General features: G+C 47.6%; 18 protein-coding genes. 12 read left to right on the forward strand and 6 right to left on the reverse strand.

The window, feature by feature from the left end; genetic code table 11:
- Positions 1-319: 319 nt before the first annotated feature.
- The 7 genes from DWZ67_RS09780 (at position 320) to DWZ67_RS09810 (ending at position 9,640) form a co-directional block, all read left to right on the forward strand.
- Positions 320-2,014 carry a tetratricopeptide repeat protein gene (locus DWZ67_RS09780; RefSeq protein WP_120138723.1) on the forward strand — a complete coding sequence of 565 codons (1,695 nt, stop codon included), beginning with the start codon at positions 320-322 and terminating at the stop codon, positions 2,012-2,014.
- Between the two features lie 106 nt (positions 2,015-2,120).
- On the forward strand, positions 2,121-2,534 hold the full coding sequence (locus tag DWZ67_RS09785) for a DUF3244 domain-containing protein (RefSeq protein ID WP_008662641.1): 414 nt from the start codon (positions 2,121-2,123) through the stop codon (positions 2,532-2,534).
- Positions 2,535-2,677: 143 nt separating this feature from the next.
- Entirely contained in the window at positions 2,678-2,878 is a 201-nt protein-coding gene (locus tag DWZ67_RS09790) for a TIGR04149 family rSAM-modified RiPP (RefSeq protein ID WP_080782247.1), read from the forward strand.
- A 166-nt stretch (positions 2,879-3,044) separates the two neighbouring features.
- On the forward strand, positions 3,045-4,526 hold the full coding sequence (locus DWZ67_RS09795) for a TlpA family protein disulfide reductase (protein ID WP_044467415.1): 1,482 nt from the start codon (positions 3,045-3,047) through the stop codon (positions 4,524-4,526).
- A 9-nt stretch (positions 4,527-4,535) separates the two neighbouring features.
- Positions 4,536-6,137: a vitamin K epoxide reductase family protein gene (locus DWZ67_RS09800; protein WP_120138725.1), complete on the forward strand. Its 1,602-nt coding sequence runs from the start codon at positions 4,536-4,538 to the stop codon at positions 6,135-6,137.
- A gap of 4 nt (positions 6,138-6,141) precedes the next feature.
- Positions 6,142-8,328, forward strand: coding sequence for a peptidase domain-containing ABC transporter (locus DWZ67_RS09805; RefSeq protein ID WP_120138727.1), 2,187 nt, complete (start codon positions 6,142-6,144; stop codon positions 8,326-8,328).
- A 16-nt stretch (positions 8,329-8,344) separates the two neighbouring features.
- Positions 8,345-9,640 (forward strand): HlyD family secretion protein, encoded by a 1,296-nt coding sequence (locus DWZ67_RS09810; RefSeq protein ID WP_016272092.1) that lies wholly within the window; start codon positions 8,345-8,347, stop codon positions 9,638-9,640.
- A 94-nt stretch (positions 9,641-9,734) separates the two neighbouring features.
- Here DWZ67_RS09810 and lpxA read toward each other — a convergent pair whose 3' ends face one another.
- From lpxA to DWZ67_RS09830, 4 genes are all read right to left on the reverse strand, one after another.
- Positions 9,735-10,502, reverse strand: a complete 768-nt coding sequence (gene lpxA / locus DWZ67_RS09815) for an acyl-ACP--UDP-N-acetylglucosamine O-acyltransferase (protein WP_117878301.1) — start codon at positions 10,500-10,502, stop codon at positions 9,735-9,737.
- A gap of 99 nt (positions 10,503-10,601) precedes the next feature.
- On the reverse strand, positions 10,602-11,987 hold the full coding sequence (locus DWZ67_RS09820; RefSeq protein ID WP_022401867.1) for a TolC family protein: 1,386 nt from the start codon (positions 11,985-11,987) through the stop codon (positions 10,602-10,604).
- Between the two features lie 19 nt (positions 11,988-12,006).
- The gene (locus DWZ67_RS09825) at positions 12,007-15,426 is read right to left on the reverse strand and encodes an efflux RND transporter permease subunit (protein WP_005833831.1); all 3,420 of its coding nucleotides are present in this window, start codon (positions 15,424-15,426) and stop codon (positions 12,007-12,009) included.
- 54 nt (positions 15,427-15,480) lie between these two features.
- Complete coding sequence (locus DWZ67_RS09830; RefSeq protein ID WP_117749522.1) at positions 15,481-16,656, reverse strand: efflux RND transporter periplasmic adaptor subunit; 1,176 nt, start codon at positions 16,654-16,656, stop codon at positions 15,481-15,483.
- A 308-nt stretch (positions 16,657-16,964) separates the two neighbouring features.
- On the opposite strand from DWZ67_RS09830, the gene DWZ67_RS09835 reads away from it, so the two are divergent.
- Complete coding sequence (locus DWZ67_RS09835; protein ID WP_005833829.1) at positions 16,965-18,920, forward strand: Ig-like domain-containing domain; 1,956 nt, start codon at positions 16,965-16,967, stop codon at positions 18,918-18,920.
- Positions 18,835-19,749, forward strand: a complete 915-nt coding sequence (locus tag DWZ67_RS09840) for a DUF3108 domain-containing protein (RefSeq protein WP_165852467.1) — start codon at positions 18,835-18,837, stop codon at positions 19,747-19,749. Before DWZ67_RS09835 ends, DWZ67_RS09840 begins: the two co-directional genes overlap by 86 nt.
- Here DWZ67_RS09840 and DWZ67_RS09845 read toward each other — a convergent pair.
- Positions 19,694-20,137, reverse strand: a complete 444-nt coding sequence (locus DWZ67_RS09845) for a PaaI family thioesterase (protein ID WP_005826009.1) — start codon at positions 20,135-20,137, stop codon at positions 19,694-19,696. The two genes, DWZ67_RS09840 and DWZ67_RS09845, sit on opposite strands and share 56 nt — an antisense overlap.
- Before the next feature lie 178 nt (positions 20,138-20,315).
- Here DWZ67_RS09845 and DWZ67_RS09850 point away from each other — a divergent pair, with 178 nt between their 5' ends.
- The 3 genes from DWZ67_RS09850 (at position 20,316) to DWZ67_RS09860 (ending at position 25,234) form a co-directional block, all read left to right on the forward strand.
- A complete protein-coding gene (locus DWZ67_RS09850; RefSeq protein WP_005833826.1) occupies positions 20,316-21,515 on the forward strand; it encodes a glycoside hydrolase family 88 protein in 1,200 nt (399 codons plus the stop codon).
- Positions 21,512-23,056 (forward strand): sulfatase, encoded by a 1,545-nt coding sequence (locus tag DWZ67_RS09855; protein WP_120138731.1) that lies wholly within the window; start codon positions 21,512-21,514, stop codon positions 23,054-23,056. The genes DWZ67_RS09850 and DWZ67_RS09855 overlap by 4 nt, the downstream gene beginning before the upstream one ends.
- Before the next feature lie 147 nt (positions 23,057-23,203).
- The gene (locus DWZ67_RS09860) at positions 23,204-25,234 is read left to right on the forward strand and encodes a patatin-like phospholipase family protein (RefSeq protein ID WP_207888808.1); all 2,031 of its coding nucleotides are present in this window, start codon (positions 23,204-23,206) and stop codon (positions 25,232-25,234) included.
- 141 nt (positions 25,235-25,375) lie between these two features.
- Here the strand turns inward: DWZ67_RS09860 and cysS are convergent, their stop codons facing one another.
- Positions 25,376-26,851, reverse strand: coding sequence for a cysteine--tRNA ligase (gene cysS, locus DWZ67_RS09865; RefSeq protein WP_008662079.1), 1,476 nt, complete (start codon positions 26,849-26,851; stop codon positions 25,376-25,378).
- Positions 26,852-26,965: the final 114 nt, after the last annotated feature.

Raw genomic sequence — 26,965 nt, forward strand, 5'->3', positions numbered from 1 at the left:
CTAAGAAACGGAACATGCGGAACTTGGGTAATAGATGTTTATTCAGGCAATTTATTCGTTCAGTTGCACACTGTTATGCTGCGGAACGCTGTTTTTAATTCGTTAGACTACTGTCATTCTTTCGTTAGACAAGTGTCTAACGAAAGAATGACAGTAGTCTAACGAAAGGGAACCCCTTGTCTAACGAATTAAAAACGGCGATTAACGATATTAAAAAGACAGAAGGGGAAACTAAAAGGTGCGTGTTTTCTCGCAACGAAACTTAAACGGACTCTAAACAAAAAACATTATTTTTGCAGTGCATTAAGCAGTAAGCCACATGAAAAAACAAACCATAGCCCTCATAGCCATACTGACCGCACTACTGACAGCCTGCACCGAAACGACAGGCTACAATACAACATTGGTACAAGCAGACTCGCTGATGAATTTGCATCCGGACAGTGCACTGAACATGCTGGAAAGCATATCAACCGACAGCCTGAAAACAAAAGCAGACCGCGCCTACCATGCACTGCTGCTGACACAAGCACGGGACAAGAATTACATAGTGCAGACGGATGATTCGCTGATACAAGTGGCCGTGCGCTACTATGACACGCATGAAAATGCCCCACTGCAAGCACGGGCATATTACTGTTGGGGAAGTCTTTATAGAGACCGGAACGGCTATTCCCAAGCCATAGACAAATACACTATAGCCTTGTCGCATATCAACGGCCGCTCAGAAAACGCAGAGTTAAAGGCCTCCTTATACAGCAACCTCGGCTATCTGTACTATACACAAGGCCTCAGTACCGAAGCAGATTCCATCTACCAACGGGCAGAACTATTGGCTAAATCACAAAAAGACACAGCCTCTTTATGTTATACCCTATCACAACGTGGAATGATAAGCCTTGAACAAGGAAAAACGTATTATCCGAAAGCGGAGCAACAGATGCAGCAAGCCTTGTCTATCGGCAAAGCATTCTCTGACAGTACGATATTAGTGCCTATCTACCACTCCCTAAGTATGCTATACAGCCTTATGCCCAAGCCGGGACAAGCATTGCTATATGCACGCCTCAACTATTCCGGTCTGAAAGATACCCAGCATTGCTATAGGACATTCCTGCTACTGGGAAATGCCTATTTCATAAACGGCCAATATGATTCTGCTGGCATCTTCCTGCAAAAAATACTTAAAGCAGAAAGATACTACGACACCAAAGCAGATGCTTGTATGCGTTTGTCGGAGATAGCACAAAAAAAAGGGGATATGGAAACATCCATTCTTCTGGAAAGAAAGCGGACAATGTATCAGGACAGTGCACAAATTAATCAGCAAGGGCATGACATTCTCAATACCGTAATTGCCCACGAAAGGAATAATAGTAATACAATATCAAAACGGAGCACATATATCCTATGTACAGTAAGTACCATTTTTCTCGCTATAAGTTTCGTCTGCATATTCTATTTCAGGAAGAAACACCTACAGCATAAAGCCGAAAAGAAAGAATGGGAAGAAACACTGCAGGCCGAAATTGCCAAGGCGAACTTAAGGAGGAAACAAGAACTTGCTGAAAAAGAACGGGAAAATGCAACCTTGCAAGAAAAAGTCAGCCAGCTGGTTGTGAAGAAGCCAACTCATAGACAAGAAGAATACAAGACTTCTGCACTCTACATCAAAGTGTCCCGAATAACCAAAGACCTTCAAAAAGTAGAGACAAAAGAAAACCTGAATGAAGAAGAGTGGAGTCAGTTCACAGCCCTTACAAATGCCGGATGGTATGGAATCATCACCTATCTTGATGAAAGATACAATCTGTCTGCAGAAGAAATTCGGATATGCTGCCTCTATTTGGCGCAAGTTCCCGTCATACATATGGGGCATTTCCTTCATATACAATCCCGCAGTACCATCCAGGCAAGAACGAAGAATATCCTATTGAAAATGGGAGCACCTCAAGGACTTTCATTGAAAAATGTGCTGTTTTCTCTGGCAGAACAGTTGAAAAGTAGTAATTAAGGCACTTTTGGGGCACTCCAAGATGAAAATTGGGCACTTTTTGGGCAGTGGTGAATCATCCGAATCCCTAACTTTGTAGCACAAGAAACGATAAAAACACTTATTTATGAAAGCACTGAAAGCATTAATCTTTATCTTATTCTTCTGCAACGGCCTTTCCACTTCGACTGCCCGGGAATGCCAAACCAATGCGGAAACGATTGTACTGACAAGCTATCCGATAAAACCCAAAGATAGAACCGGAAGTACAAGCGAGGAAGGACTTCCCATCAAACGCAGCATCCAACGACCGATAGCCGATGCTTACCTATATAATAATGTAGTGAATGTCAGCTTCAATGGAGACATTGCAGTTGTCAATGTCACTATCACCAATGAATCTACCGGTGAAACCGTCTATTCGGAAACACACAGCAGTCCTGCTGCCCTCAATATAGACCTGAACGGCGAAAGCACCGGCAACTATCTCATTGAGATTGAAACAGAGGATACACTTTTGACAGGAAGTTTTTCACTATAAGCAGTATCTATTATAGAAATAATTCATATTAGAGATTGAATACACTTTTATAGAGACCATTTTAAATTGTGATATTTTGTGCACCAAATATAGGCGGAATCGAAAAGCCCTAATAGAGTAGAATAAAATTAATCCCAGACATTATGAACTTTAATGTGTTAAAAACGAAAGCTCTCAGCAAGAACCAAATGAGAGCCATTAAAGGAGGTTCCGGAACTTGCGGTTACAAATCGCCAACCGGTACTGTGAAATGTGGTGTAAGTAAGGCTCAGGCCATGCATATGGCCACAGAAGAAGGGCATTGGTGCTGCGACAGTTGCGGATCAAGTAGCTACTGCGGATAACAATGGTTTGCTTTTGAATAGGAGAATTTGTTTGATTAACTGTTCTCCTATTCACTTGTCACAGCCATAACTCTACAAGTGAAAGTTTTTTTAAGCAGCAAGTTATTTCACTTATCCTGCATACCTATTATTTCATTTTTTTATTGCAAACCAAATCTATAGTCCTATGATTATATGCATTGTCTTCCTTTTAATAATAAGTCTTTCATCTTGTCAACAGTATCATGTCGCCACCCAAAAGGACGAAAAGAATATTGTAGTATGTTTCAATCATTACCATCCTAAGCCCCACAGGACACCGGGAGGAGTGAGACACGTGCCGATGCCTAAAGTCCTCTATACCGACAGTATAGGAACTCTTATGGAATACATGCCGGACAAAGATTTCGATACCATAACCCTCTATTCCACTGAACATTTCAAGGAGCTGGGGCTCAACTATGGGGATTTTGAGTTCAACTACTACCCTTTAATGCAAGGGGATACCATTACTATTTCAATGGATAGCCTGAACTACCCCATTTTAAGCAGCAAGCATCACCCGGAACGCAACAGAATCTATAATATGAACTATGAATTGCGTAAAGGGAGGACACACTCCGGCTTAGAAGCAAAAACATGCTTGGGAAGCGATTGGGTACGGATTGCCCAAAGCATTAACATGATACGAGCCAACAATTGGACTTCATTAATAATAGATTATTGTCCTTTGGATTCATTACAATCCATGTTCGACAGTTACAAAAAGAACTACACAGATACTATCAATTCCTTTAAAGAACAGCAACTTATCTCAAGCGAGATACACGACCGTTATCAATACCTGCTCAAGCTGAAAGACTATGAATCCCGGAGAATGCTGAATGAAGACACCGCCTTCTACCGCCAAATGGAGCCCGGAATAGCCGACAAATATATCCGTTATCCCTCCTACCGTGAATTTCTGGACTACTACCTCTGGTTTTTGAATCAGCACATCCCGACAATACGCAAATCGCAGGGAGGAAGCAACGACTGGCGTCAAACCTTCGATGAGCTATCTCCGAAAACATTTCAGCCAAAATCAAAACAAATCCTGCTTGAACGCTGCATCAAAGAAATCGGCGAAAACTTTTCGGCACAAGACGTAAACAGCTATCTTGACAAATATATCCATATCACCCAAGACACACTGCTGCCCAACAAGATAAGAGACCAATATAACTTGTCTGCCGATGCCAACCAGTTATTGCTGAAGGACATCCACGGAAAGCCTACCAACTTGAACATATTGTTGAAAAAAAACAGGGGAAAGGTCATTTATGTGGACTTTTGGGCAAGCTGGTGTGTACCCTGCCGGGAAGAAATGCCTCCATCGGCAAAGCTAAGAGAGCTGTACAAGGGAAAAGATGTGGTATTCGTCTATCTCGCCTTCAAGGACCAGGAAAGCAGCTGGAAAAAGGCAGTAGAGCAGGAAGGCTTGTCGGAAGTACCCGACAATTTCCTCATCACAAACCCAAAGAACAGTAAAATACTGGAAAAGCTAAAGCTGGAATTAATTCCCCGATACATCATTTTCGACAAACAGGGCAATATTGTTGAAGTGAATGCTCCAAGACCAAGTGACCAACAAGCGGCAACAACGATAGACAAATATTTAAAACAGTAAAGCAACAGAATGAATGCACATCAAAAAATAATAAAAGACAATGCAAGAACCATTTTGAAGATTATCACAAAATATTATGGCTGCAAATATTCTGCTGCATTATATGTAATATTGAAGGAACATCCGGATTTTCCCAGTTTCCTATCTTTCCAGTATATATTACATAGGATGGGCAAAGATAGTTTTGCCATACATACCAGTTATGAAGAACTGACAAATATACCCTCTCCTTTCATTGCTCATGTTATTACAAATGTGGATTTGTTCCTGTTTATAACAAAAGTTACTGCCGAATCTATTCAGACTATTGATGAGAAAGGAAAGATAGAAAGTATATCGAGAAAGGATTTTGAAGATATGTGGGACGGTAACATCCTTATTATGGATAACCGACCAGGTAAAATCAGTATTCCACTAAAAATGAAATTCAGCACAATCATTAAGCAAATAAAATATCCTATGCTTATATTGTGTGTAGCCATATTATTCGCATATTTACTTATTTTAAAGCACGAAGGAGGCATTCTTTTTTATCTATATCTTACAGGCGTTTTAGGAGGACTGACTGCATCCATACTTTTGTTTGTAGACCAAATAGACAAGTACAATGTACACATTAAAAAATTATGTTCAGCCACCGGAAATAAGAATAATATAGATTGTTCTTCTATCTTGGATTTCAAAGACGCATATTTCCTCGGACTTGTTTCTTGGAGCGATATAGGTTTTGTGTATTTTTTATCTCTTTTAATTGTATTACTATTCCTACCATTTGGTACAGCACAGGCACTTATAAACTTCCTGTCTGTTTGCAGTATCGGATATGTATGCTATTCTCTTTTTTATCAGAAATTCATAGCAAGAAAATGGTGTACCCTTTGCCTTTCTGTACAAGTGGTATTCGTTTTTCTGTTTATGCTAAGTATATGTACTTTAAAGATGAATTATATATACGAATTGCTACATTTGAAATCAATAATAGAAATAACGACGATCTTCGTTACTGTTACATCTATCTATATAGTCATCAAGCCGATAATTGCCACTCAAAAAGAACACACCACCTTGAAAAGAAAATACAACGAATTAATATATGACGAAAACATTTCCCAATATCTTTTTCAACAAGAACTTTGTCTTACAGATGTTGACAAAGTGAATAAAATATCAATAGGAAATCCAGATGCCGAAATATGCCTTACTCTTATTTTCAGTCCTATTTGTGTTTCATGCATAAAAGAGCTACAAAAACTAATGCCCATCCTTCAAAGAAAAGCCAATACCAAATTGGATTTAATATTTTTGTTAGACCAAAAGAAACATCCAGAATCGATAGTAATAGCTTCCCATATTCTCTCTGGCTATCAAAAGAATCCCCAATTATTTGCCATGATACTAAAAAAATATGTTGATAACTATCCTATCAGTAAAAATAAAATCCTACATAACATTAAGTTCTTGGATGAAATCCCTAAATGCGAGCCTTTCATCAATGCACAAGAAAAATGGTGTATAACACATAAGTTTTACACTACCCCCATTCTATTTATTAATGGGAGGAAATTTCCAAGCTATTATAACATCAAAGATATTGACTTTTTATATAGTTAATCAAATGAAATCCTTTCCTCACTACTCCCAGCACGACGTGATGGACTGCGGCCCCACCTGCCTGCGCATGGTGTCCGCCTTCTATGGCAAGCGCTATTCTTTGGAAGGTCTGAGGGAAAAGTCATTCATCACTCGCGAAGGTGTCTCTATGCTGGGTATCAGCGAAGCGGCTGAGAAGATTGGATTTCGGAGCATCTGTGTGCAAGTGAGCCACGAAATGCTGCAAGAAGCCCCTTTACCTTGTATCGTCCACTGGAACCAGCAACATTTCGTCGTGGTCTACCGGATGAACGACAAGCATGTATGGGTGGCCGACCCCGGAGCAGGCAAGCTGAAATACACCCGGGAAGAATTCTGCCGTTGCTGGCTCAGCGCCAAAACGGACGGAGAAGATACGGGAGTGGCACTGTTGCTGGAACCTACACCGGAATTCTATGCACAAGAAGATGAGGGGGAAAAGACAAACTATAAAGGCTTCGGCTTCCTCTATTCTTACTTGCGCCCCTACAAGCAACTGGTGGGACAACTGCTGCTGGGGTTGCTGCTGGGCAGCATGATACAGCTGATGCTCCCCTTCCTCACGCAGAGCATCGTGGACTTCGGCATCAACAACCAAAATCTCGGATTTATCTACCTGGTGCTCATTGCCCAACTGATGCTGTCCTTCAGCAGCAGCGCCGTGGAGTTCATACGCGGATGGATATTGCTGCATCTGGGCACACGCATCAACATCGCCCTGATTTCGGACTTCCTCATCAAGATGATGAAGCTCCCTATGGGCTACTTCGACACCAAGATGACGGGCGACATCCTGCAACGCATCAACGACCACACGCGCATACAGAACTTCCTGACCGGAAGCAGCCTCAGCGTGGCGTTCTCCACCTTCAACATCCTGATATTCGGCATCGTGCTGCTGGTGTACAGCGGCATGATTTTCCTTATCTTCATGGGAGGGAGCGCACTCTACATCTCCTACGTCTGGCTCTTCATGAAGAAACGGGCGGAACTGGACCACAAGCGGTTTGCCCAGCAGAGCGCCAACCAGAGCACGGTGGTGCAGCTGGTGAACGGCATGCAGGAGATAAAGCTGAGTGCCTGCGAGCAGCAGAAGCGGTGGGAATGGGAACGCATACAGGCACGGCTGTTCAAAGTGAACATCCGGAGCCTTGCGCTGAGGCAGTACCAGGACTCGGGAGCGGTACTGATAAACCAGACCAAGAACATAGTAATCACGGGACTGGTGGCCTCGCTGGTGGTACAAGGGGAAATGACACTGGGCATGATGCTCTCCGTGCAGTACATCATCGGACAACTGAACAGTCCGATAAACGAACTCATCACCTTTGCCCGCGACATGCAGGACGCGCGCCTCAGCACAAACCGCCTGGGCGAGGTGCGGGACAGCCCCGATGAAGAAGACCCCACAAAAGACCTGATAAGGGAGATACCCACAGGGAAAGACCTGCGGATAGAAAACCTGAGTTTCAAATACGACCCGCTCGGCGAAACGCCCACCTTAGACAACATCAGTCTGGAAATCGCATCGGGCAGACAGACAGCCATCGTAGGAATGAGCGGAAGCGGAAAGACCACGCTGGTGAAGCTGCTATTAGGATTCTATCCGCCTGCAAGCGGACAGATACTGCTGGGCGACACCTCGCTGGAGAACTTCAGCATCCGCGAGTGGCGCAAACGGTGCGGCGTGGTGATGCAGGACGGGTTCATCTTCTCGGACAGCATTGCCGGCAACATCGCCCCCGGGGTGGAGCACATCGACAAGGAACGCCTGCGGCATGCGGCGGAAGTGGCAAACATACACGGATTCATCGAGGGACTGCCATTGGGATACAACACCCGGATAGGCCAGGAAGGGCACGGATTGAGCCAGGGACAGAAACAGCGCATACTCATCGCCCGCGCCGTGTACAAGAACCCGGAATTCATCTTCTTCGACGAAGCCACCAACGCACTGGATGCCAACAACGAGCGCATCATCATGGAGAACCTGCAGCGCTTCTTCGAAGGAAGGACATCGGTAGTGGTGGCCCACCGGCTGAGTACCGTGCGGAATGCAGACCGGATAGTGGTGATAGAGCAGGGACGGATAGCGGAAACGGGGACGCACGAGGAACTGATAGCGAGGGAAGGAAGGTATTATAAGCTGGTGAAGAATCAGCTGGAGCTTTGAGAATGGAAAGTTGAAAATGGAAAACGGGAGGAAGGACATAGAATTGCGGAGTGAGGAGGTGCAGGAGATACTGACCCGTCCGCCGCATGCACTGGTACGATGGGGCATCACGGTGTTCTTCGTGGTGCTGGCACTCTTCTTCATAGGCGGGTGTTTCTTTAAATATCCCGACGTGATAAGTGCTTCCATTACCATCACTACGGAGCATCCGCCGATATGGATGGTGGCACGGGGAAGCGGGAAAATAAAGGAGGTGTACCACAAGGACCGGGATTCCGTGTGGACGGGAAACATCATCGCCGTACTGGAGAATCCTGCCGTGACGGAAGACGTGCTGCGCCTGAAGGAGCAGCTGGCATCCTTCAATCCGGCAGACAGCAGCGTCTGCACCGCGCAGTTCCCGGAGAAGCTGTCCCTGGGAAGCATACAGAACGCCTACGCCTCTTTCCTGAAAAGCCTGACGGACTACCGCAACTTCCTCTCACTGAATCTGTACGAACAGAAGGTGGAGGCCACCCGCCGGGAGTTGCAGGAATACCGCAACTACATCGCCCACCTGAACAGACAAGCAGAACTGGACAAGGAACAAGTGCGGATAGCTTCTACCGTACACAACCGCGAGAAGCAACTTTTTGATGAAGGGCTGACTGCACAATCGGAATACGAGGAAGCCAAACAAACATTCTTGAACAAGCAGCAGAGCCGGGAACAGCTAATGACCTCACTGTCTTCCGCCAGAATACAGGAAGCGCAGTTGCAGCAAAGCATCATCGAAACACAAATGGAGCAAAGCCGGGAGTCCAACAACTTGAATGTGGCCCTGAAAACTGCCTACAACGAATTGCAAGTCAGCATCAATGATTGGGAACTGGCTTATCTCTTCGTCAGCCCGGCAAACGGCATACTCTCCTACAACCACATCTGGCAAAAGAACCAGAACGTCAGTAGCGGAGACAAGGTGTTCTCCATCGTAGCCAAAGCCCCGGGAAGCATCATCGGAAAGATAAAACTTCCCGCCGGAGGTTCGGGTAAAGTAATGCCCGGACAGCGGGTAAACATCAGCGTGACCGGTTATCCATACATGGAGTTCGGTTTCCTGACGGGGAAGGTAATGTCCGTCTCGTTGTTGGCAGACGATGAAAGCGCCTATACCGTCACCATAAGCCTGCCGCAAGACTTATGCACTTCCTATGGTAAACAGCTGGAATTCAAAGGAGAACTGACCGGTATGGCAGAGGTCATGACAGACGAACGAAGTGTGACTGAAAGATTGCTTAGTCCGTTGAGATATTTGTGGGAGAAATATCTGTAAAGGTCTTTAGAAAAAGGCACGAACTACGCAAACTTACAGAAAAGAATTTATCCATCCGTAATAGTCTGCGTGATTCGTGCCCGAAGAAGGGTTTTTACTTCACGATTCCTTTGGAATTCTTGATGAAGTTGATGATATTGTGTATCTCGTCACTCATCGGTACTTGGTCTTCAATCTTCTGCAAGGCATCCTGCACGCTGAAGTTTCCCTGGTATACCAGACGGTAGGCATTTACGATATGGCGCAATACACGTTCGGTCACCTGGTGTTTGTGTTGAAGCACAGCAGCGTTGATACCGTGGTATTCCGCCGGATTACCGTTCATGATGATATAAGGCGGTACATCCTTTGATATGCGGCAGCCTGCTTGGATCAGTACCCAACTTCCAATGTGGCAGTATTGGTGCAGAATGACGTTGCTGCTCAGAATGGTGCAGTCGTCTATCTGACATTCTCCGGCTACGGTAGTCTTGATGCCCAGTACACAATGGTTGCCTATCTGCACGTCGTGGCAGAGGTGTACACCATCCATCAGGTAGTTTTCATTGCCGATGCGGGTAGCGCTTCCTACATGGGTAGCACGGCTGACAACCACGTTCTCGCGGATGTCGTTATTATCACCGATAATCAGCATGCTGTTCTCTCCCGTATAATGGAAGTCTTGCGGTTCGGCACCCAGAACGGCATTGTGATGCACCTTGTTCCCTTTTCCCATGCGGGTACCGTGCAGAATTTTTGCCCCCGACATAATAATACAGTCATCACCGATTTCCACGTTCCCTTCGATAAATGCAAAGGGCTGGATGGTTACATTCTTGCCGATTTTTGCGGCAGAATCTACATAAGCTAACGGACTTATCATAGTAATTAGCGATTAATGATTAATGATTAGTGATAAATGGTTAGTGATTAGGATTTACTATTTCATTAATCGCTAACCACTAATCACTTATCGCTCATTTTATTCTCTTCCTCCTCCAAGTGCTTGATACAGGCTGATAACCGCCTGCATGCTGCTGAAGGTGTCGGATACTTCTGCAAGCTGTGCGCTGAGATAAGACTGCTCGGCAGACAAGACTTCCAGATAAGTCGACGTGCCTAAGTTAAACAATTCTTTTGTATCTGAGGCAGCTTGGCGGGCAGAATTTACTTGAATAGTGCGTGAAACGGCTTTGTCCTTCTCCATTTGATACAGATGCAGGGCGTTGCTCACTTCATTTCCGGCATTCAGCAGGGCGGTTTGGAACTGAATCTTAGCCTGCTCCTCTTGTGCCTTGGCTTGTTTCAGACGGGCAATGTTGGCACCGCGATAGAACAAGGGTTGCGTCAGCGAACCGATGGCGGAAGCCAGCAGTTTACCCGGGTTGACGATACCTGCACCGGAGTTATTGGTCCAGCCTCCCGAACCGCTCAATGTAATCTGCGGGTAGAAAGCGGCACGGGCGCTGTTGGTATTATAGTAGCTGGCAGCCAGTGACATCTCGGCAGCTTTCACGTCCGGACGGTTGGATAGCAACTGCAAGGGGATACCTACTGAAAATTCCGTAGGCAGCTGTTGCTCTTCCAGCACACCGCGTGCGATGCTCTGTGCCGGTTGGTGCAACATTAGGCAGAGGGCGTTTTCGGTTTCGCGTATGCTCTGGCGTATGTCGGGCAGTGATGCCATGACTTGAGCGTAGGCAGTGCGGCTCTGCTCTACGGCAGCAGAAGTGGTTCCGTAGATGCCTGCATCTTTCATGGCTTGCACGGTCTCCAGGTTCTTTTTCAGAATCTCGACGGTGCCTTCGGTGATTTGCAGTTGGCGGTCCAGCATCAGCAGGGTGTAGTACATGTTGGCTACGCCGGCGATGACTTGCGTCTGGACGGCTTGTTCGTAGAATTGCGTCTGCTTCAAGCTAACCTTTGCTTGTCGCTTCGGGTTCAGCAGTTGACCGAAGAGGTCGACTTGCCAGCTTGCGGTGACGGGCAGGGAGTAGATTTGTGTAGCCTTTCCCTTGTCCCAGCTGCTGACGGTTCCTTGCGGAGACAAGGCAAGCGTCGGAGCATAGGCAAGACGGGCAGACATCAGTGCGGCTTGTGCTTGTTTCACGTTCAAGGCGGCACTGCGCAGGTCACCGTTGTTGGTGAGTGCTTGCTCGATAAGTGTCTGCAGCTGTGGGTCTGTGAACACTTCTCTCCAAGGCAGATTACCGAAGTTGGCCGTATCTGCGGCTAATGTATCGTTCACGGACGCCGTGTCGCGATACAGTCCGGCAGTTGTTATGTCTTCGGGTCTGTCGTATGATTTGTAGATGTGGCAACTGCTCAATAAAGCAGTTGCGCACATCAGGCATATTATTTTCTTCATAATCGCTAATCGTTAATCACTATTTTGTATATTGTTCAATCTCAGGTTCTGCATCCGAGTTGTCCACATCTTCCCATTCCATCGGCTTGAATTTCTCCTGCAGGTACTGGAATGCCACGAACAGTGCGGGCACTATGAAGATTTGCAGAATCATACCGATTAACATACCGCCGATGGCAGACGTACCCAGCGTACGGTTACCGTTGGCACCCGCACCGGAAGCAAACATCAGCGGGAGCAGACCGACAATCATTGCCAACGACGTCATCAAGATAGGACGCAGACGGGCTGCGGCACCCAATACGGCTGCCCAGGTGATACTCATACCCATTCTGCGGCGTTCGAGGGCAAACTCTACAATCAAGATGGCATTCTTGGCCAACAGACCCATCAACATGATGAGGGCAATCTGCATATAGATGTCATTGGACATCGTACCCAGAATCATTTTCAGTGCCGGGATGCTGCCCAATGCGCCTATACCGCCTACAAAGAGGAAGCTACCCAGCAGACCGAACGGCACGGACAGCAATACGGATAAAGGCAGGATGTAGCTTTCGTACTGGGCACTCAGCAACAGATAAACGAATACGAAGCACAATATGAAGATGAGTCCCGTAGTGCTGCCACTCGTTTCGGCCTCTTCACGCGCCATACCTCCCAACTCATAACCGAAACCGGCAGGCAGGTTTTCCTGCGCCACTTCGGCAATGGCTTGCAGAGCCTGACCGGAAGTGTAGCCTGATGCGGGAGCCACCATCACCTTCATGGAGGTGTAGAGGTTAAAACGGCTGATGACGTCAGGACCATATACTTTCTTGATGGAGATGAACTGCGTGATAGGTGCCATCTCGTTGCCGTTGCGCACCTTGATGCTTTGCAGTGTTTCCATATTCTTGGTAGCATCAGGTTCGGCTTGTACCATTACGCGGTACATCTTACCGAAGCTGTTGAAGTTGGAAGCATACAAACCACCGTAATATCCCTGCAAGGTAGTCAAGATGTCATTGGGGCTGATGCCTGCTTTCTTACAAGCGGCAGCGTCAATGTCCAGCTGGTATTGCGGGAAGTGAGGGTTGAAGGATGTCTTGGCAGAGTTGATTTCAGGGCGTGCTTCCAGGGCTGCGTTATAGTTGTTCACCACGTCGAAGAAGTGGTTCAAATCACCACCCGTCTTGTCCTGCATGTTCAACTCGATGTCGCTTGAAGCCGAGTAACCCGGAATCATAGGCGGCGCGAAGAACAATACCTGCGCTTCCTTGATAATCTTTTGGGCGCGCATGTACAAAGTGGCGTACACAATCGTGGAGTTCTGCATCGTGGAACGTTCTTCCCAGTTCTTCAGCTTGATGATGAGTGAACCGTAGGAGGGGCCTTGACCGCCCAAGAAGCTATAACCTGAGATAACGGTACGTGACTGTACGGCAGGGTCTGCAGCAACCAAGCTGTCCACACGGTTCAAAATCTCTTGTGCGCGTTCTTGTGAAGTGCCCGGAGGCAGTGTCACAGCGCCCATGATGGTACCGGTGTCTTCGTTGGGCACCATACCGGTCGGGGTTATCTGCATGAATACGCCCAACAGTACAATAGAGCCGATAACCAGTCCTGCCGATATCCAGCGTTTCTGGATGAAGAACAGCACTTGTTTCTTATACTTGCCCAGGATACCGTTGTATGAGTCATTGAAGGATTGTTTGAACTTGTCGGTAGTCATACCTGCTAACGCCAGCACACTGATGATAATCATCAAGCTACACAGAATGGGGTGTTCGCTGAAGCTGAACAGACCGAAAATCATGCCCAGGATAGCTACCGTCACGAAGAGCAGTGTAATGCCGGGACGCATCAACCGGCCTATAGAGTCGGCATAACGTGCAATCATAATCTTGCGGGCTTCCTTGGCGGCAACGCCTACACGCTCTTTCAGACTTTCGTGTCCGCCGTTGTGAGGTTTCAGGAAGATGGCACACAGCGCAGGACTCAGGGTCAGGGCGTTCAGAGCCGAGAAACCGATGGCAATCGCCATGGTCAAACCGAACTGACGGTAGAAAGTACCTGCCGTACCTCCCATGAAGCTCACGGGAACGAATACGGACATCATCACCAACGTAATGGAGACGATGGCACCACCCAGTTCACTCATGGCGTCGATGGAAGCTGTACGGGCCGATTTGTAGCCCTGGTCCAGCTTGGCATGGACGCCCTCGACGACGACGATGGCATCATCGACCACAATCGCAATGGCAAGCACCATGGCCGAAAGGGTCAGCAAGTTGATACTGAAGCCAATCAGTTTCAATACAAAGAAGGTGGCAATCAACGCCACGGGAATGGCGATGGCGGGAATCAACGTGGAGCGCATATCCTGCAGGAAGATATACACTACGATGAACACCAGGATAAAGGCCTCGATCAATGTCTTGATTACCTCATGTATGGAAGCGAAGAGGAAGTCGTTGGCACTCTGTGCAATGTTTATCTTCAAGCCGGCGGGCAGTTTGCTGGAATAGTCGTCCAGTAGGGCCTCGATATCCGAGATGGTCTGCGTGGCATTACTGCCTGCCATCTGGAAAATGATACAACTCACGGCTTTATGTCCGTTTACCATATTGTTGAATCCGTATGACAGACGGCCCAGTTCCACATTTGCTACATCCTTCAGACGGAGTATTTCACCGTTCTCCAAGGCCTTGATGACAATGTTCTCGAACTCCGTAGTCTGTTGCAGACGTCCTTTGTAGCGCAGGGTATACTGGTAGGTTTGGTTACCGCGCTCACCCAACTGGCCGGGAGCCGCTTCGATGTTCTGTTCGCTCAAGGCGGCAACCACATCGTTGGGGATAAGTTTGTATTGGGCCATTACATCAGGTTTCAGCCAGATACGCATGGAGTAGTCTTGTCCCAATACCATGGCATCGCCCACACCGTTGACACGTTTCACCTCAGGGATAAGGTTGATGTTGGCGTAGTTTTCCAGGAACTCGATGTTGTACTGGTCTTTTTCATCATAGATGGAGAATACCATCAACATGGAAGTCTGGCGTTTACGGGTGGTTACACCGATTTTGGTAACTTCGGCAGGCAGCAAGCCTTGCGCCATGGAAACGCGGTTCTGTACGTTCACCGCTGCCATATCGGGGTCGGTACCTTGCTTGAAGTAGATGGAGATGTCGCCCGAACCGCTGTTGGTGGCGCTCGAACTCATATACATCATATTTTCCACACCGTTAATCTGGTCCTCCAGCGGAGCGATAACGGAGTTAAGCACCGTTTGGGCATTGGCACCTTGGTAAGTCGCACTTACCGATACGGTGGGAGGTGCAATGTCCGGGTATTGGGTGATAGGCAAGGTAGCCAGACCAATAACTCCTAAGATTACTATCAGGATGGAAATTACCGTTGATAGTACCGGACGGTTAATAAATCTATCTAATTTCATTTCATGAACAATTAAGGAATTAAAAATTGAAGAATTTTTTTATTTTTCATTCTTTCATTGAAACGCAGTCTGAATATTGCCTTCTTTCTGGTCTTTCAGGGCCTTCTGGTATTCAGCTTCCTTTTCAGCAGGCGTGATAGGCGTGATGGACTGTCCGTCCTTCAGGTTCTGTACCCCTTCGATAACGATTTTTTCGCCTGCTTTCAAACCTTCCGTCACGTAATAATACTTGCCGTCGTCTAAGCTGAACACTTTGACTTCGGTATTTTTCAGCGTATTGTCCGGTTGCAGTACGAATACGAACTGCTTGTCCTGGATTTCGGTAGTGGCGGTTTGTGGAATCATGATGACATCATGCAGCGGGTTGGGGAATACCACATTGCCGGTGCTTCCGCTACGCAGCACGTTGTGCTTGTTGGGGAAGAGGGCACGCATGGTTACCGAACCGGTAGTCTGGTCAATGACTCCGCTGATTGTCTCCACGCGGCCACTGTCGGCATACATGGTTCCGTCGATGAGCTGCAACTGTACATTCGGCATCTTTTCCAGAATTTCCTTGGTGCTACCGCCTTCACGAATCTGTGACAAGAGTTGGCGTTCGGTCATGGAGAAGTAGGCGTACATTTCGGAGATGTCGGCAACGGTAGTCAGCGGGCTGGCTACGGAAGGACTAACCAAGCTACCTACGCGGTAGGGAATGCTACCTACTACACCGTCACTGGGGCTGGTTACACTGGTGTATGACAAGTTGTTCTTGGCATTGACCAATTGGGCATTGGCTTGTGCTAGTTGTGCCTTTGTCTGTGCCAGCTGGTTTTCGGCCATTTGCAAATCGTAGTCACTGATGATGTTTTTCTTGTTCAGTTCACGTTTGTTGTTTACAGTCAGTTCTTGTGTGTTTACGGCAGCTTTGGCTGTTTCAACAGCAGCTTTGGCCGAATTTACGGCTGCCTGATACTGTACGGGGTCGATGCTGAACAACACTTGTCCTTTGCGCACTGTTGCGCCTTCATCCACGTGCAATTTTGTGATGAACCCACTCACCATCGGGCGGATTTCTACATCTTGTTTACCCTTGATAGTAGCAGGGTAGCTGTTTGTCAAGTTGGCAGTGGTGGTCTTTGCCTCAATCACTGCAAATTCGGGAGCTTTACCCGTTCCTTTGTCGCCTTGTCCGCAACTGCTGAGCAGTGCCAGGCAACATGCCAATAATACTAATCTACTCTTCATACTCTTTTTTGTTCTCTGTATAATTTTATATTCTTCTTTTTTTCGATTCTTGAAAGGCGTTTTCGTGTGTAATTCATGATTTAGAAATAAGGCAGGAAAAAGAAAACTGAATACTCCTATTCAGTTTTCGTCTGCAAAAATATTCTTTTCTTAGTATATAAGGTGTGAAACACTTCCTTTTTTAACTATGTTTCATACATAGATGAGAACGAAAGGACATTTTTTGATTAAAATACTGTAAAGCATACCGCTAATTGGCAGATAACCTTTATTTTTGCAGCATGTTAGAACGTAAACGCCATACTAAAATGAAGCCGCTTTTCCGCAGGTTGTTGGGGGGTGTTGCCATAGCTGCCGCACTGTATTCTTGTGCCAGTGTGGGCCGTATTGAAGGAGGACCTTATGATGAGACTCCTCCGCGTTTTATTTCCGGTACTCCCACGCCCGGCGCACTCCATCACAATAAAAATAAACTTTCCATTGAGTTCGATGAATTTATCAAGCTTGACAAGCCGAATGAGAAGATTGTAATATCCCCTCCGCAGGTGCAGCAGCCCGAAATTAAGTCTAATGGGAAGAAGGTGGTCATCACTCTGCAGGATACATTGAAACCCAATACTACTTATACATTCGATTTTGGTGATGCCATCCAGGATAATAATGAGGGGAATCCCTTGGAGAATTTCTTCTATTCTTTCTCTACGGGCGACCGTCTCGACTCTATGGCTGTGGCCGGTACAGTACTGAATGCGGCCAATCTTGAACCGGTGAAAGGAATGCTGGTCGGTCTGCATGCCAATCTGGCCGACTCCGCTTTTACCAAACTTCCTTTTGAGCGGGTGGGGCGTACGGACAGTCGCGGACGCTTCTCTATCCGTGGAGTGGCTCCCGGCAAGTATCGCATTTATGCCTTGCAGGATGCCGACCAGAATTTTGCCTATTCCCAGCCGACGGAAGTGATAGCTTTTAATGACTCTATCATCATTCCTTCCATGGAAGAGCGCATGCGCCAGGATACGACCTGGATAGACTCGCTGACAGTAGATACGATTGTAGAACGTCAATATACCCACTACCTTCCGGATGATGTTCTGCTGCGTGCTTTCAAGGAGCTTTCCTTCTCGCAACGTTTTTTGAAGGCCGAACGGTTGACTCCGGAGAAGTTTTCGCTCTATTTCACTGCTCCGGCAGACACGTTGCCTTTATTGAAAGGATTGAACTTTAATGAGGAAGATGCGTTTGTTATAGAACAGCCTACCGGCCGGAACGATACGATTCATTATTGGATAAAGGATTCTCTGCTCTATAAGCAGGATTCCCTGAAAATGAGTATCACCTATTTGTATACGGATAGCCTGAAACGATTGGTACCCCGTACCGATACTTTGAATGTGCTGGCGAAGTTGACATACGACAAGCAGCAGAAGCAGAAGCAGGAAGCGAAGGAAAAGGAACAGAAAGAGCGTGAGAAGAAAAAGAAGAAGTTGAAGGAAGGTGAGGTGGAAGAGCCCGAGCCGACGGAATTCCTGGCTGTAGATGTGTATGCCCCTTCTGCAATCGATGTATATGATTATCTTACTCTGTCGTTTACGGAGCCGGTGGCAAGTATAGATACCACCGCTTTCCATCTGAAACTGAAAGTGGACTCGTTGTGGCAGGATATCCCGTTCGACTTTATGCGCGACTCTTTGGACTTGAAGCGTTATAATCTGTTTGCCGAATGGGCACCCGGCGAAAGCTATACATTTGAAGTGGATTCTGCTGCCATACGCGGGTTGTACGGGTTGTTCTCCGACAAGATAAAGAAGGACTTCAAGGCCAAGAAGCTGGAAGAGTACGGGCAGATATTCTTTAATGTGCATGGAGCGGACTCTCTGGCTTTTGTGGAACTACTGGACGGTCAGGACAAAGTGCTGCGCACGGTGCCGGTGGTGGATGGGAAAGCCGATTTCTATTTCCTCAATCCGGGCAAATATGGAGCGCGGCTGATAAATGATACGAATGGGAATGGCGTCTGGGATACGGGAAACTATGCCGAGAAGCGCCAGCCTGAAATGGTTTACTATTATCCGATGGTTCTGGAGCTTAAAGCGAACTTTGATTTGACCCAGGAATGGGATATTAAGGCCAAGTCCCTGGATAGGCAGAAGCCGGACGAACTAAAAAAACAAAAACCAGATGAAGACAAGAAAAAGCAAAACAGGAACAAAAATAACCGCAGTGGCAATAGCAGCCGCAACAGTGGTAGAGGCCATAGCTATTAGGCGGAAGCAATTGTTCATTCTATTAATGGTGGGAGCGGTCTGTTTGGGAACCTCCCAGTCTGTTCAGGCCCAATGTACTGCAAAGAATGAAGCTTTCCAGTCGGGCGAGCATGTCATGTACGATTTATATTTCAATTGGAAGTTCATTTGGAAGAAGGTGGGTCTGGCAAGCCTCACTACCAATGCCACGACTTACCATTCCGAGCCTGCATTTCGCTTTAACTTGCTTTGTGTAGGCAGTAAAAAGACCGATTTTTTCTTCAAGATGCGTGATACGTTGACTTGTTATGTCAGCGATAGGTTGGAGCCGCTCTACTTCCGTAAAGCGGCGGAGGAGGGAAGCCGCCATACGGTGGACGAGGCTTGGTTCTCCTACTCGGACGGACTGGCGAATGTAAAGCAGAGACGCACCTGGCACAATCCCGTGCGTGAGGCTCAGGAGATGGAATACAGTGATAGTCGCTGTATCTTCGATATGTTGAGCATTTTGGCGCAGGCGCGCTCTTATGACCCTAAAGACTACAAGGTAGGGCAGAAGATACTCTTTCCCATGGCCACGGGACGCAGGGTGGAAGAGCAGACGTTGATTTACCGCGGCAAGGAGGAGGTCAAGGCGAATAACGACACCGTTTACCGCTGCTTGGTATTCTCTTTCGTAGAGTACAAGAAAGGTAAGGAGAAGGAGGTCATCACCTTCTTCGTATCCGATGATAAGAACCACCTTCCCATTCGCTTGGACATGTATTTGAATTTCGGTTCGGCCAAGGCATTCTTCAAGAGTGTCCGGGACAACCGCTATCCGATGACGTCTGTGGTAAGGAAAAAGTGATGTTATCCCCTTTTCTAAATACACTGGATTCGAAAGTGGCAATCAGTTTTCCCTCCTGGTTGGTGACGTCGATCTGGTAATATCCGGTGGTGCGGCCGATGTAGCGTTCGCGTGCTTCGGCATACAGTACATCGCCCGGTCCGCTGCTGCGCAGGAAGGTGATATTGGACGAAAGAGAGAAGGCCAATGTTCCGTGGGAGTTGGCTGCTGCTGCCAGTGCCAGGTCGGCAAGGGTGAAGATGGCCCCTCCTTGCGTACGGCCTCCTGCATTGAGATGCTCTGCCGTGATAACCAGGCGTGCCTTGCTGTATCCTTCCTTTATTTCTATCAGTTCTACACCTGCATTCGTGGCGAAGCGGTCGTTCTTAAAAAACTCTTGTGCGGTCATGGGGAGTAATGATTAATGTTTAGTGATTAATGATTAATGGGTGGAAAATATGTGCTTCCGGACGCAAAAGTAACGATTTTAGCCATTAATTGAATTATTTAGGCGGGTCAAATCTGTACACTTGCTCTACTTTTGCAGCAGGAAAAATCATAAACTCTTAATAAATAAATCCCTTATTATGAAAACAGTCCTCACTACATTGGGAATCTCCCTCCTTGTATTGGCAGGTTGCGCAGGGCAAAAGCAGGCTGAAAGCAACTTTATCCAAGAAAACATTGATAATGCTGTGGCTCAGGAGACAATTCAGACAGACATTATCGAAAAATCCGGTAAAATCCTTAATCCCCGTACCATTGATAAGGATGGGAACATTGTCTATGTACCTATCGACGATTGGTGTTCCGGCTTCTTCCCCGGTAATATCTGGCATATGTACGAGTTGACCGGTGACCAGAAGTGGCTGCCGCTGGCAGAGAAGTATACCGAGGATTTGGATTCGGTACAATACCTTACCTGGCACCATGATGTGGGCTTTATGATTGGCAGCAGCTACTTGAACGGATACCGTTTTGCGGGTAAGGAGGAGTACAAGCCGGTCATCATACAGACAGCCAAATCATTGTCTACCCGTTTCCGCCCTGCAGCAGGCGTACTTCAGTCATGGGATGCAGACAAGGGGTGGCAGGCTGAACGTGGCTGGAAATGTCCCGTTATCATTGATAATATGATGAACCTCGAACTGCTGTTCGAAGCTTCCAGGCTGTCCGGCGACTCCACTTTCTACAACATAGCCCGGAAGCATGCCGATACGACTATGGCTAACCATTTCCGTGAGGACAACAGCTGCTATCATGTGGTGGATTATGACCCCGAAACCGGTGAAGTCCGTAAGAGACAGACTGCACAAGGCTATGCCGACGAGTCTGCTTGGGCACGTGGACAAGCGTGGGCCTTGTACGGCTATACCATGTGCTATCGCTATACACACGATGCCAAATACCTGGAACAGGCTGAAAAGGTCTACAACTTTATCTTCAACAACAAGAATCTTCCGGAAGACTTGGTTCCCTACTGGGATTTCGATGCTCCCAATATCCCGAATGAACCTCGCGATGCTTCGGCAGCTGCCTGCACGGCGTCCGCCCTTTACGAGCTGAGTACTTATCTGCCGGATAAGGGATACAAGGAAACCGCCGACCGGATTATGGAAAGCCTCGCTTCTCCTTCCTACCGTGCCAAGGTGGGTACCAACGGCAACTTCATCCTGATGCACTCTGTGGGCAGTATTCCTCACGGTGCGGAGATTGATGTACCGCTGAATTATGCCGACTATTACTTCCTGGAAGGATTGATGCGTAAAAGAGACTTGGAAAAATGAAAACTCAATTAAATATTTTGTTAGGTGGTTTAGGTTTGTTCGCCTTGCAGGGCTGTAAAGCCCCGCAGGCGGAACAATCCGTCCAGCCGAATGTCATTTACGTTTTTCCCGACCAATACCGTAACCAGGCGATGGAGTTCTGGGGCCAGGAAGGTTTTCGCGAGAAAGTGAACTTTCGGAATGACCCGGTGCATACCCCACGCTTGAATGATTTTGCCCGAGAGTCGGTGGTATTGACATCCGCCATGAGCAACTGCCCGTTGAGCAGTCCCCACCGTGGTTCTCTGTTGACGGGAATGTATCCTAATAAGAGTGGTATTCCATTGAATTGCAATTCGAGCCGTCCCATCAGCTCCCTGCGTGAGGATGCTGTGTGCGTGAGCGATGTTTTCTGCAATGCCGGATATGACTGCGCCTACTTTGGCAAACTGCATGCCGACTTTCCTACCCCCAACGACCCTGAACGTCCCGGGCAGTATGTGGAAGACCGCGTACCTGCATGGGATGCCTATACGCCGAAAGAACGTCGTCATGGGTTCAATTACTGGTATTCTTATGGTACCTTCGACGAACACAAAAATCCGCATTACTGGGATACGGAAGGCCGTCGCCACGACCCGCGCGAGTGGTCACCGTTACACGAATCGGGCAAGGTGGTGTCTTATCTGAAGAACGAGGGGAATGTACGCGATCCGAAGAAACCTTTCTTCATTATGGTAGGCATGAATCCTCCCCATAGTCCGTACCGTTCTTTGGACGACTGTATGGAGGAAGATTTCAATCTCTATAAAAACCAGCCTCTGGACAGCCTGCTCGTCCGTCCGAATGCCGACTCCAAGATGCCCAAGGCAGAGAGTGCACGCTACTACTTTGCTTCTGTGACGGGTGTCGACCGTGCTTTCGGTCAGATACTCGATGCCTTGAAGGAACTCGGACTGGACAAGAATACCATTGTCGTGTTTGCCTCCGACCATGGAGAGACCATGTGCAGCCAGCATACGGAAGACCCGAAGAATTCCCCATACTCCGAGTCCATGAACGTTCCTTTCCTGGTTCGTTTCCCCGATAAGATTAAGCCTCGCGTGGACGACTTGATGCTTTCCTCGCCGGACATCATGCCTACCTTGTTGGGGCTTGCCGGTCTTGCCGACTCCATTCCGGCCGAGGTGCAAGGGCGCAACTATGCACCGCTTTTCTTCGATGAAAAGGCAGATATTGTCCGTCCTACCGGTGCTCTTTACATCCAGAATCTGGATGGCGAGAAGGATGCGGAAGGCATGGTCCGTTCCTATTTCCCTTCGTCGCGCGGCTTTAAATCGGCGCGCTATACGCTGGCGCTCTACATTGACCGCGAAAACCATAAGCTGGTCAAAAGTTTGTTGTTTGACGATGAAAAGGACCCGTATCAGATGAATAACCTTTCTTTGGAAGAAAACCAAGAAATTGTAAAAGACCTTTGCGCAGAGATGGGCAAAGTATTGAAAGAGATTAATGACCCTTGGTATAAGGAAGGCATCTTGAAGGATATGATACCTTATTGATTCGATATAGGTTATAGATAATCCTCCATAAATTGCTTGAACGTTTTTTGTGACCCGCTTCGACTGATAGTGAACTATTTGTCGGAGCGGGTTGTTTGATTCAGAATGGAATGGATTTACCAATACGTATTTAAGTAAATGATGGAGATGAAGTACAGACTATGGGCTTGTTTGTTGTTTTTGCCGATGGTCCTTTGGGCGTCCGGGCGTCCGAAAGTGGCTGTCGTACTCAGTGGGGGTGGCGCCAAAGGGACGGCGCATATCGGTGCTCTGAAAGTAATTGAAGAAGCGGGTATCCCTATAGATTATGTGGTGGGTACCAGTATGGGGGCCATTGTGGGAGGTTTGTATTCTATCGGATATACTCCGCAACAATTGGACAGTATGGTGAATGCCCAGAACTGGAAATTCCTACTCTCGGATGCACCCAATCCTAAGGATGTGTTGCTGGACGACCGGTTGAAGTCGGAGCGCTATGTACTCTCTATTCCGTTTTCTTTGAAATCTGCCGCTGTTTCGGATGCGGGTATCATAAAAGGGAAGAACCTGGCACGCTTGTTCTCCACGTTGACAGAAGGTTACCAGGATTCCGTGGATTTTAGCCGTCTTCCTATTCCGTTTGCCTGCGTGTCGGAGAATTTGGTGAATGGTAGTGAAGTCGTGTTCCGTGAGGGAATACTGGCCACTGCCATGCGTTCCAGCATGTCCATTCCCGGTGTGTTTGCCCCGGTAGACCTGGATGGGATGGTACTGGTAGACGGTGGAATGGTGAATAACTATCCGGTAGATGTGGCGCTTGCCATGGGGGCCGACTACATTATCGGGGTGGATGTGCAGAGTCCGCTGCTTAAGGCTTCCGAGCTGAAATCGGTGAAAGACATCTTCGGACAAATCATCAATCTGCAAGGAGAGAAGAAATATCGTGAGAATCTGCGTAATACCGACGTACTGATAAAGGTGGATGTCTCCGGCTATTCGGCTGCAAGTTTTACCAAAGAGGCCATCGACACTTTGATGGTGCGGGGAGAGCGTGCTGCCATGGACAGTTGGGACGGACTGCTTGCCCTGAAACGGAAGCTGGGACTTGCAGAAGATTATCAGCCTCGCCGCCCGGGACCTTTCCGCTTACCCGGCGTGGCTGTTGATAGGGAGATTCCCGTTGATTCCCAAATAGCCGCCCCTGCTGTACGGGAGAACAAGCTGAATGTCGGTTTTCGCTTTGATACAGAAGAACTGGCGGCGTTGCAGGCAAATACGGACTTCTATTTCGGCCGGCAGCGCGAGTCGCTGGTCAGCCTTACTGCCCGTCTGGGCAAGCGTACACTGGCACGACTCGGATATAGTTACCAGTGGGACGGTGGATGGCAGGCGGGACTTGCCTATCAGTTCGACTATAAAGATATGAATATTTACAATGAAGGCAAACGGGCGCTGGATTTGACTTTTACACATCAACTGGTCCGTATGGGGGCGGCGAAGGACTGGAACAATATCCAGGTCAGTCTGGGCATTGACTTTGATTACTACCACTATCATGATTTGCTGTCGCTCGACCCGTTAGCTTCGGCACTGTTTGAGAATTCGTCCTTATTCAGTTACTTTGCCGGACTTGTGTTCAACAACTTGAATGAGAGGAGCGCCCCTACAAAAGGTATGTCGTGGGCGGTATCCTACCATCTCTATACGGATAACCTCTTCCAGTATAAGGACAACAATCCTATTTCTGTTTTCGATGCCCGTTGGCAGGGATGTTTCTCTCCCTCGAGTAAGTTCACTGTCACTCCTTCGTTTTATGGACGCGTATTGTCCGGAAGCGGTAATTATCCTTTTGCCATCATTAATATGGTGGGGGGAACCATACCGGGGCGCTATATGCCACAGCAGATACCGTTTACGGGCATCAACCGTGCGGAACTGTCACAAGCCGCACTGCTGGTTGCAGGGCTGAACCTCAGACAGCGTATCTTGAAAAACCAGTATATATCAGTGATGGGCAGTTATGGGCGAAACTCCGGGAAGTTTCATCAGATTCTTGACTCTTCCGAATCGGCTGATATGGCAGGGGTAGGCATCGGCTATATGTACAAGAGTTTTCTGGGACCAGTGGAGATACAGTTGAATTGGTCCAACCAGACGAAGAAAGTAGGGTGGTATGCTGGGTTCGGATTCGTATTCTAACGAGGATATATCAAAATATTACATGGATTTTATTTTTCAGACAAAAGAACAGAAGAACAAGAGAAAAATATGTTCTTTTGTTCTTCTGCCTAAAACTTACCCCCAATCTGTATGATTCTGCGGTGAGTTATGATACCTTCGTTATTTATTCAGCTTCCATTCGCTTCCGTCCTTACCGTCCTTAATCTCGAAACCGAGCGCGGTGAGTTCATTGCGGATTTTGTCGGATGTAGCCCAATCTTTGTTGGCTTTTGCCTTTGAACGCTCTTCCAATAGCATGTCCACTACCTTGCCGAAGGCAGCTTCACGCTCTTCGTTGGAGGCGTTGTCTTCTTGTAATCCTAAGATGTCGAAGCAGAAGAGGTGGAAGGTTTCCTTCAATTCTTTCAGGTCTTCGGCTGTGATGGAATCGTTTCCAGCTAGGATATTGTTTACCATCTTGGCGCCGTCGAAGAGGTGGGCGATGACAATCGGTGAGTTCAAGTCATCATTCATGGCTTCGTAACACTTGGCACGCAGGGATTTCACGTCTATGGTGGAGGTTGCAGCAGGGGTAATCTTGTCCAGTCCATGTACAGCATCCATCAGTCTTGCCAATCCCTTTTCGGCGGCTTGCAGAGCTTCGTTGCTGAAGTCTACCGTACTGCGGTAGTGGGCTTGCAGGGTGAAGAAGCGGATGGTCATTGGGCTGTAGGCTTGCTCCAGCATGGGGTGTGTGCCTTTGAAGAGCTCTTCCAATGTGATGAAGTTACCGTAAGACTTACCCATTTTCTGTCCGTTCACGGTCAGCATGTTGTTGTGCATCCAATAATGTACCATATCTTCTCCTTGGGAAGCTACGGATTGTGCAATCTCGCATTCGTGATGCGGGAAGATAAGGTCCATACCGCCACCATGAATGTCGAAGTGCTCGCCCAAGTATTTCTTTCCCATGGCTGTACATTCGGCGTGCCAGCCGGGGAAGCCGTCGCTCCACGGGGAAGGCCAACGCATGATGTGTTCCGGTTGCGCACATTTCCAGAGGGCAAAGTCTGCGGGATTGTGCTTCTCGCTCTGTCCGTCCAGTTCGCGGGTGGTGTTGAGAACATCATCCAGGTTGCGTCCGGAGAGCTTGCCGTAGTGATGGTCCTTGTTGTATTTTTCTACATCGAAATAAACGGAACCTTCACTTTCATAGGCATATCCGTTCTTCAATATCTCCTTTACAAGTTCTATCTGTTCGATGATGTGGCCGCTGGCATGTGGCTCGATACTGGGAGACAGCACATTCAATGCATCCATCGCCTTATGATAGCGGTTGATGTAGTACTGTGCCACTTCCATTGGCTCCAGTTGTTCCAGACGGGCTTTTTTCGCAATCTTGTCTTCACCTTCGTCGGCATCGTGCTCCAGATGGCCCACGTCGGTAATGTTGCGGACATAGCGCACCTTGTAGCCGATGTGCGTCAGGTAGCGGAACAGCAGGTCGAAAGTGATGGCAGGGCGTGCATGTCCCAAGTGCGGGTCACCGTACACGGTCGGTCCGCAGACATACATGCCTACATGCGGTGCATGCAGCGGTACGAACAGCTCTTTTTTTCTATTTAAAGTGTTGTAAATGGTCAGTTGATGTTCCATAACAGTTGATTATTAGTTCTTTTAGGAGTACAAAGGTATAATAAATCTGTGAAAATCTATAATGATATTCTGTTTTATAAGAGTAAATGCAACGGATTTCACCTTCGTTTATTA

Source organism: Bacteroides sp. AF34-31BH (assembly GCF_003602795.1).
Taxonomy (GTDB): Bacteria; Bacteroidota; Bacteroidia; order Bacteroidales; family Bacteroidaceae; genus Bacteroides; species Bacteroides uniformis.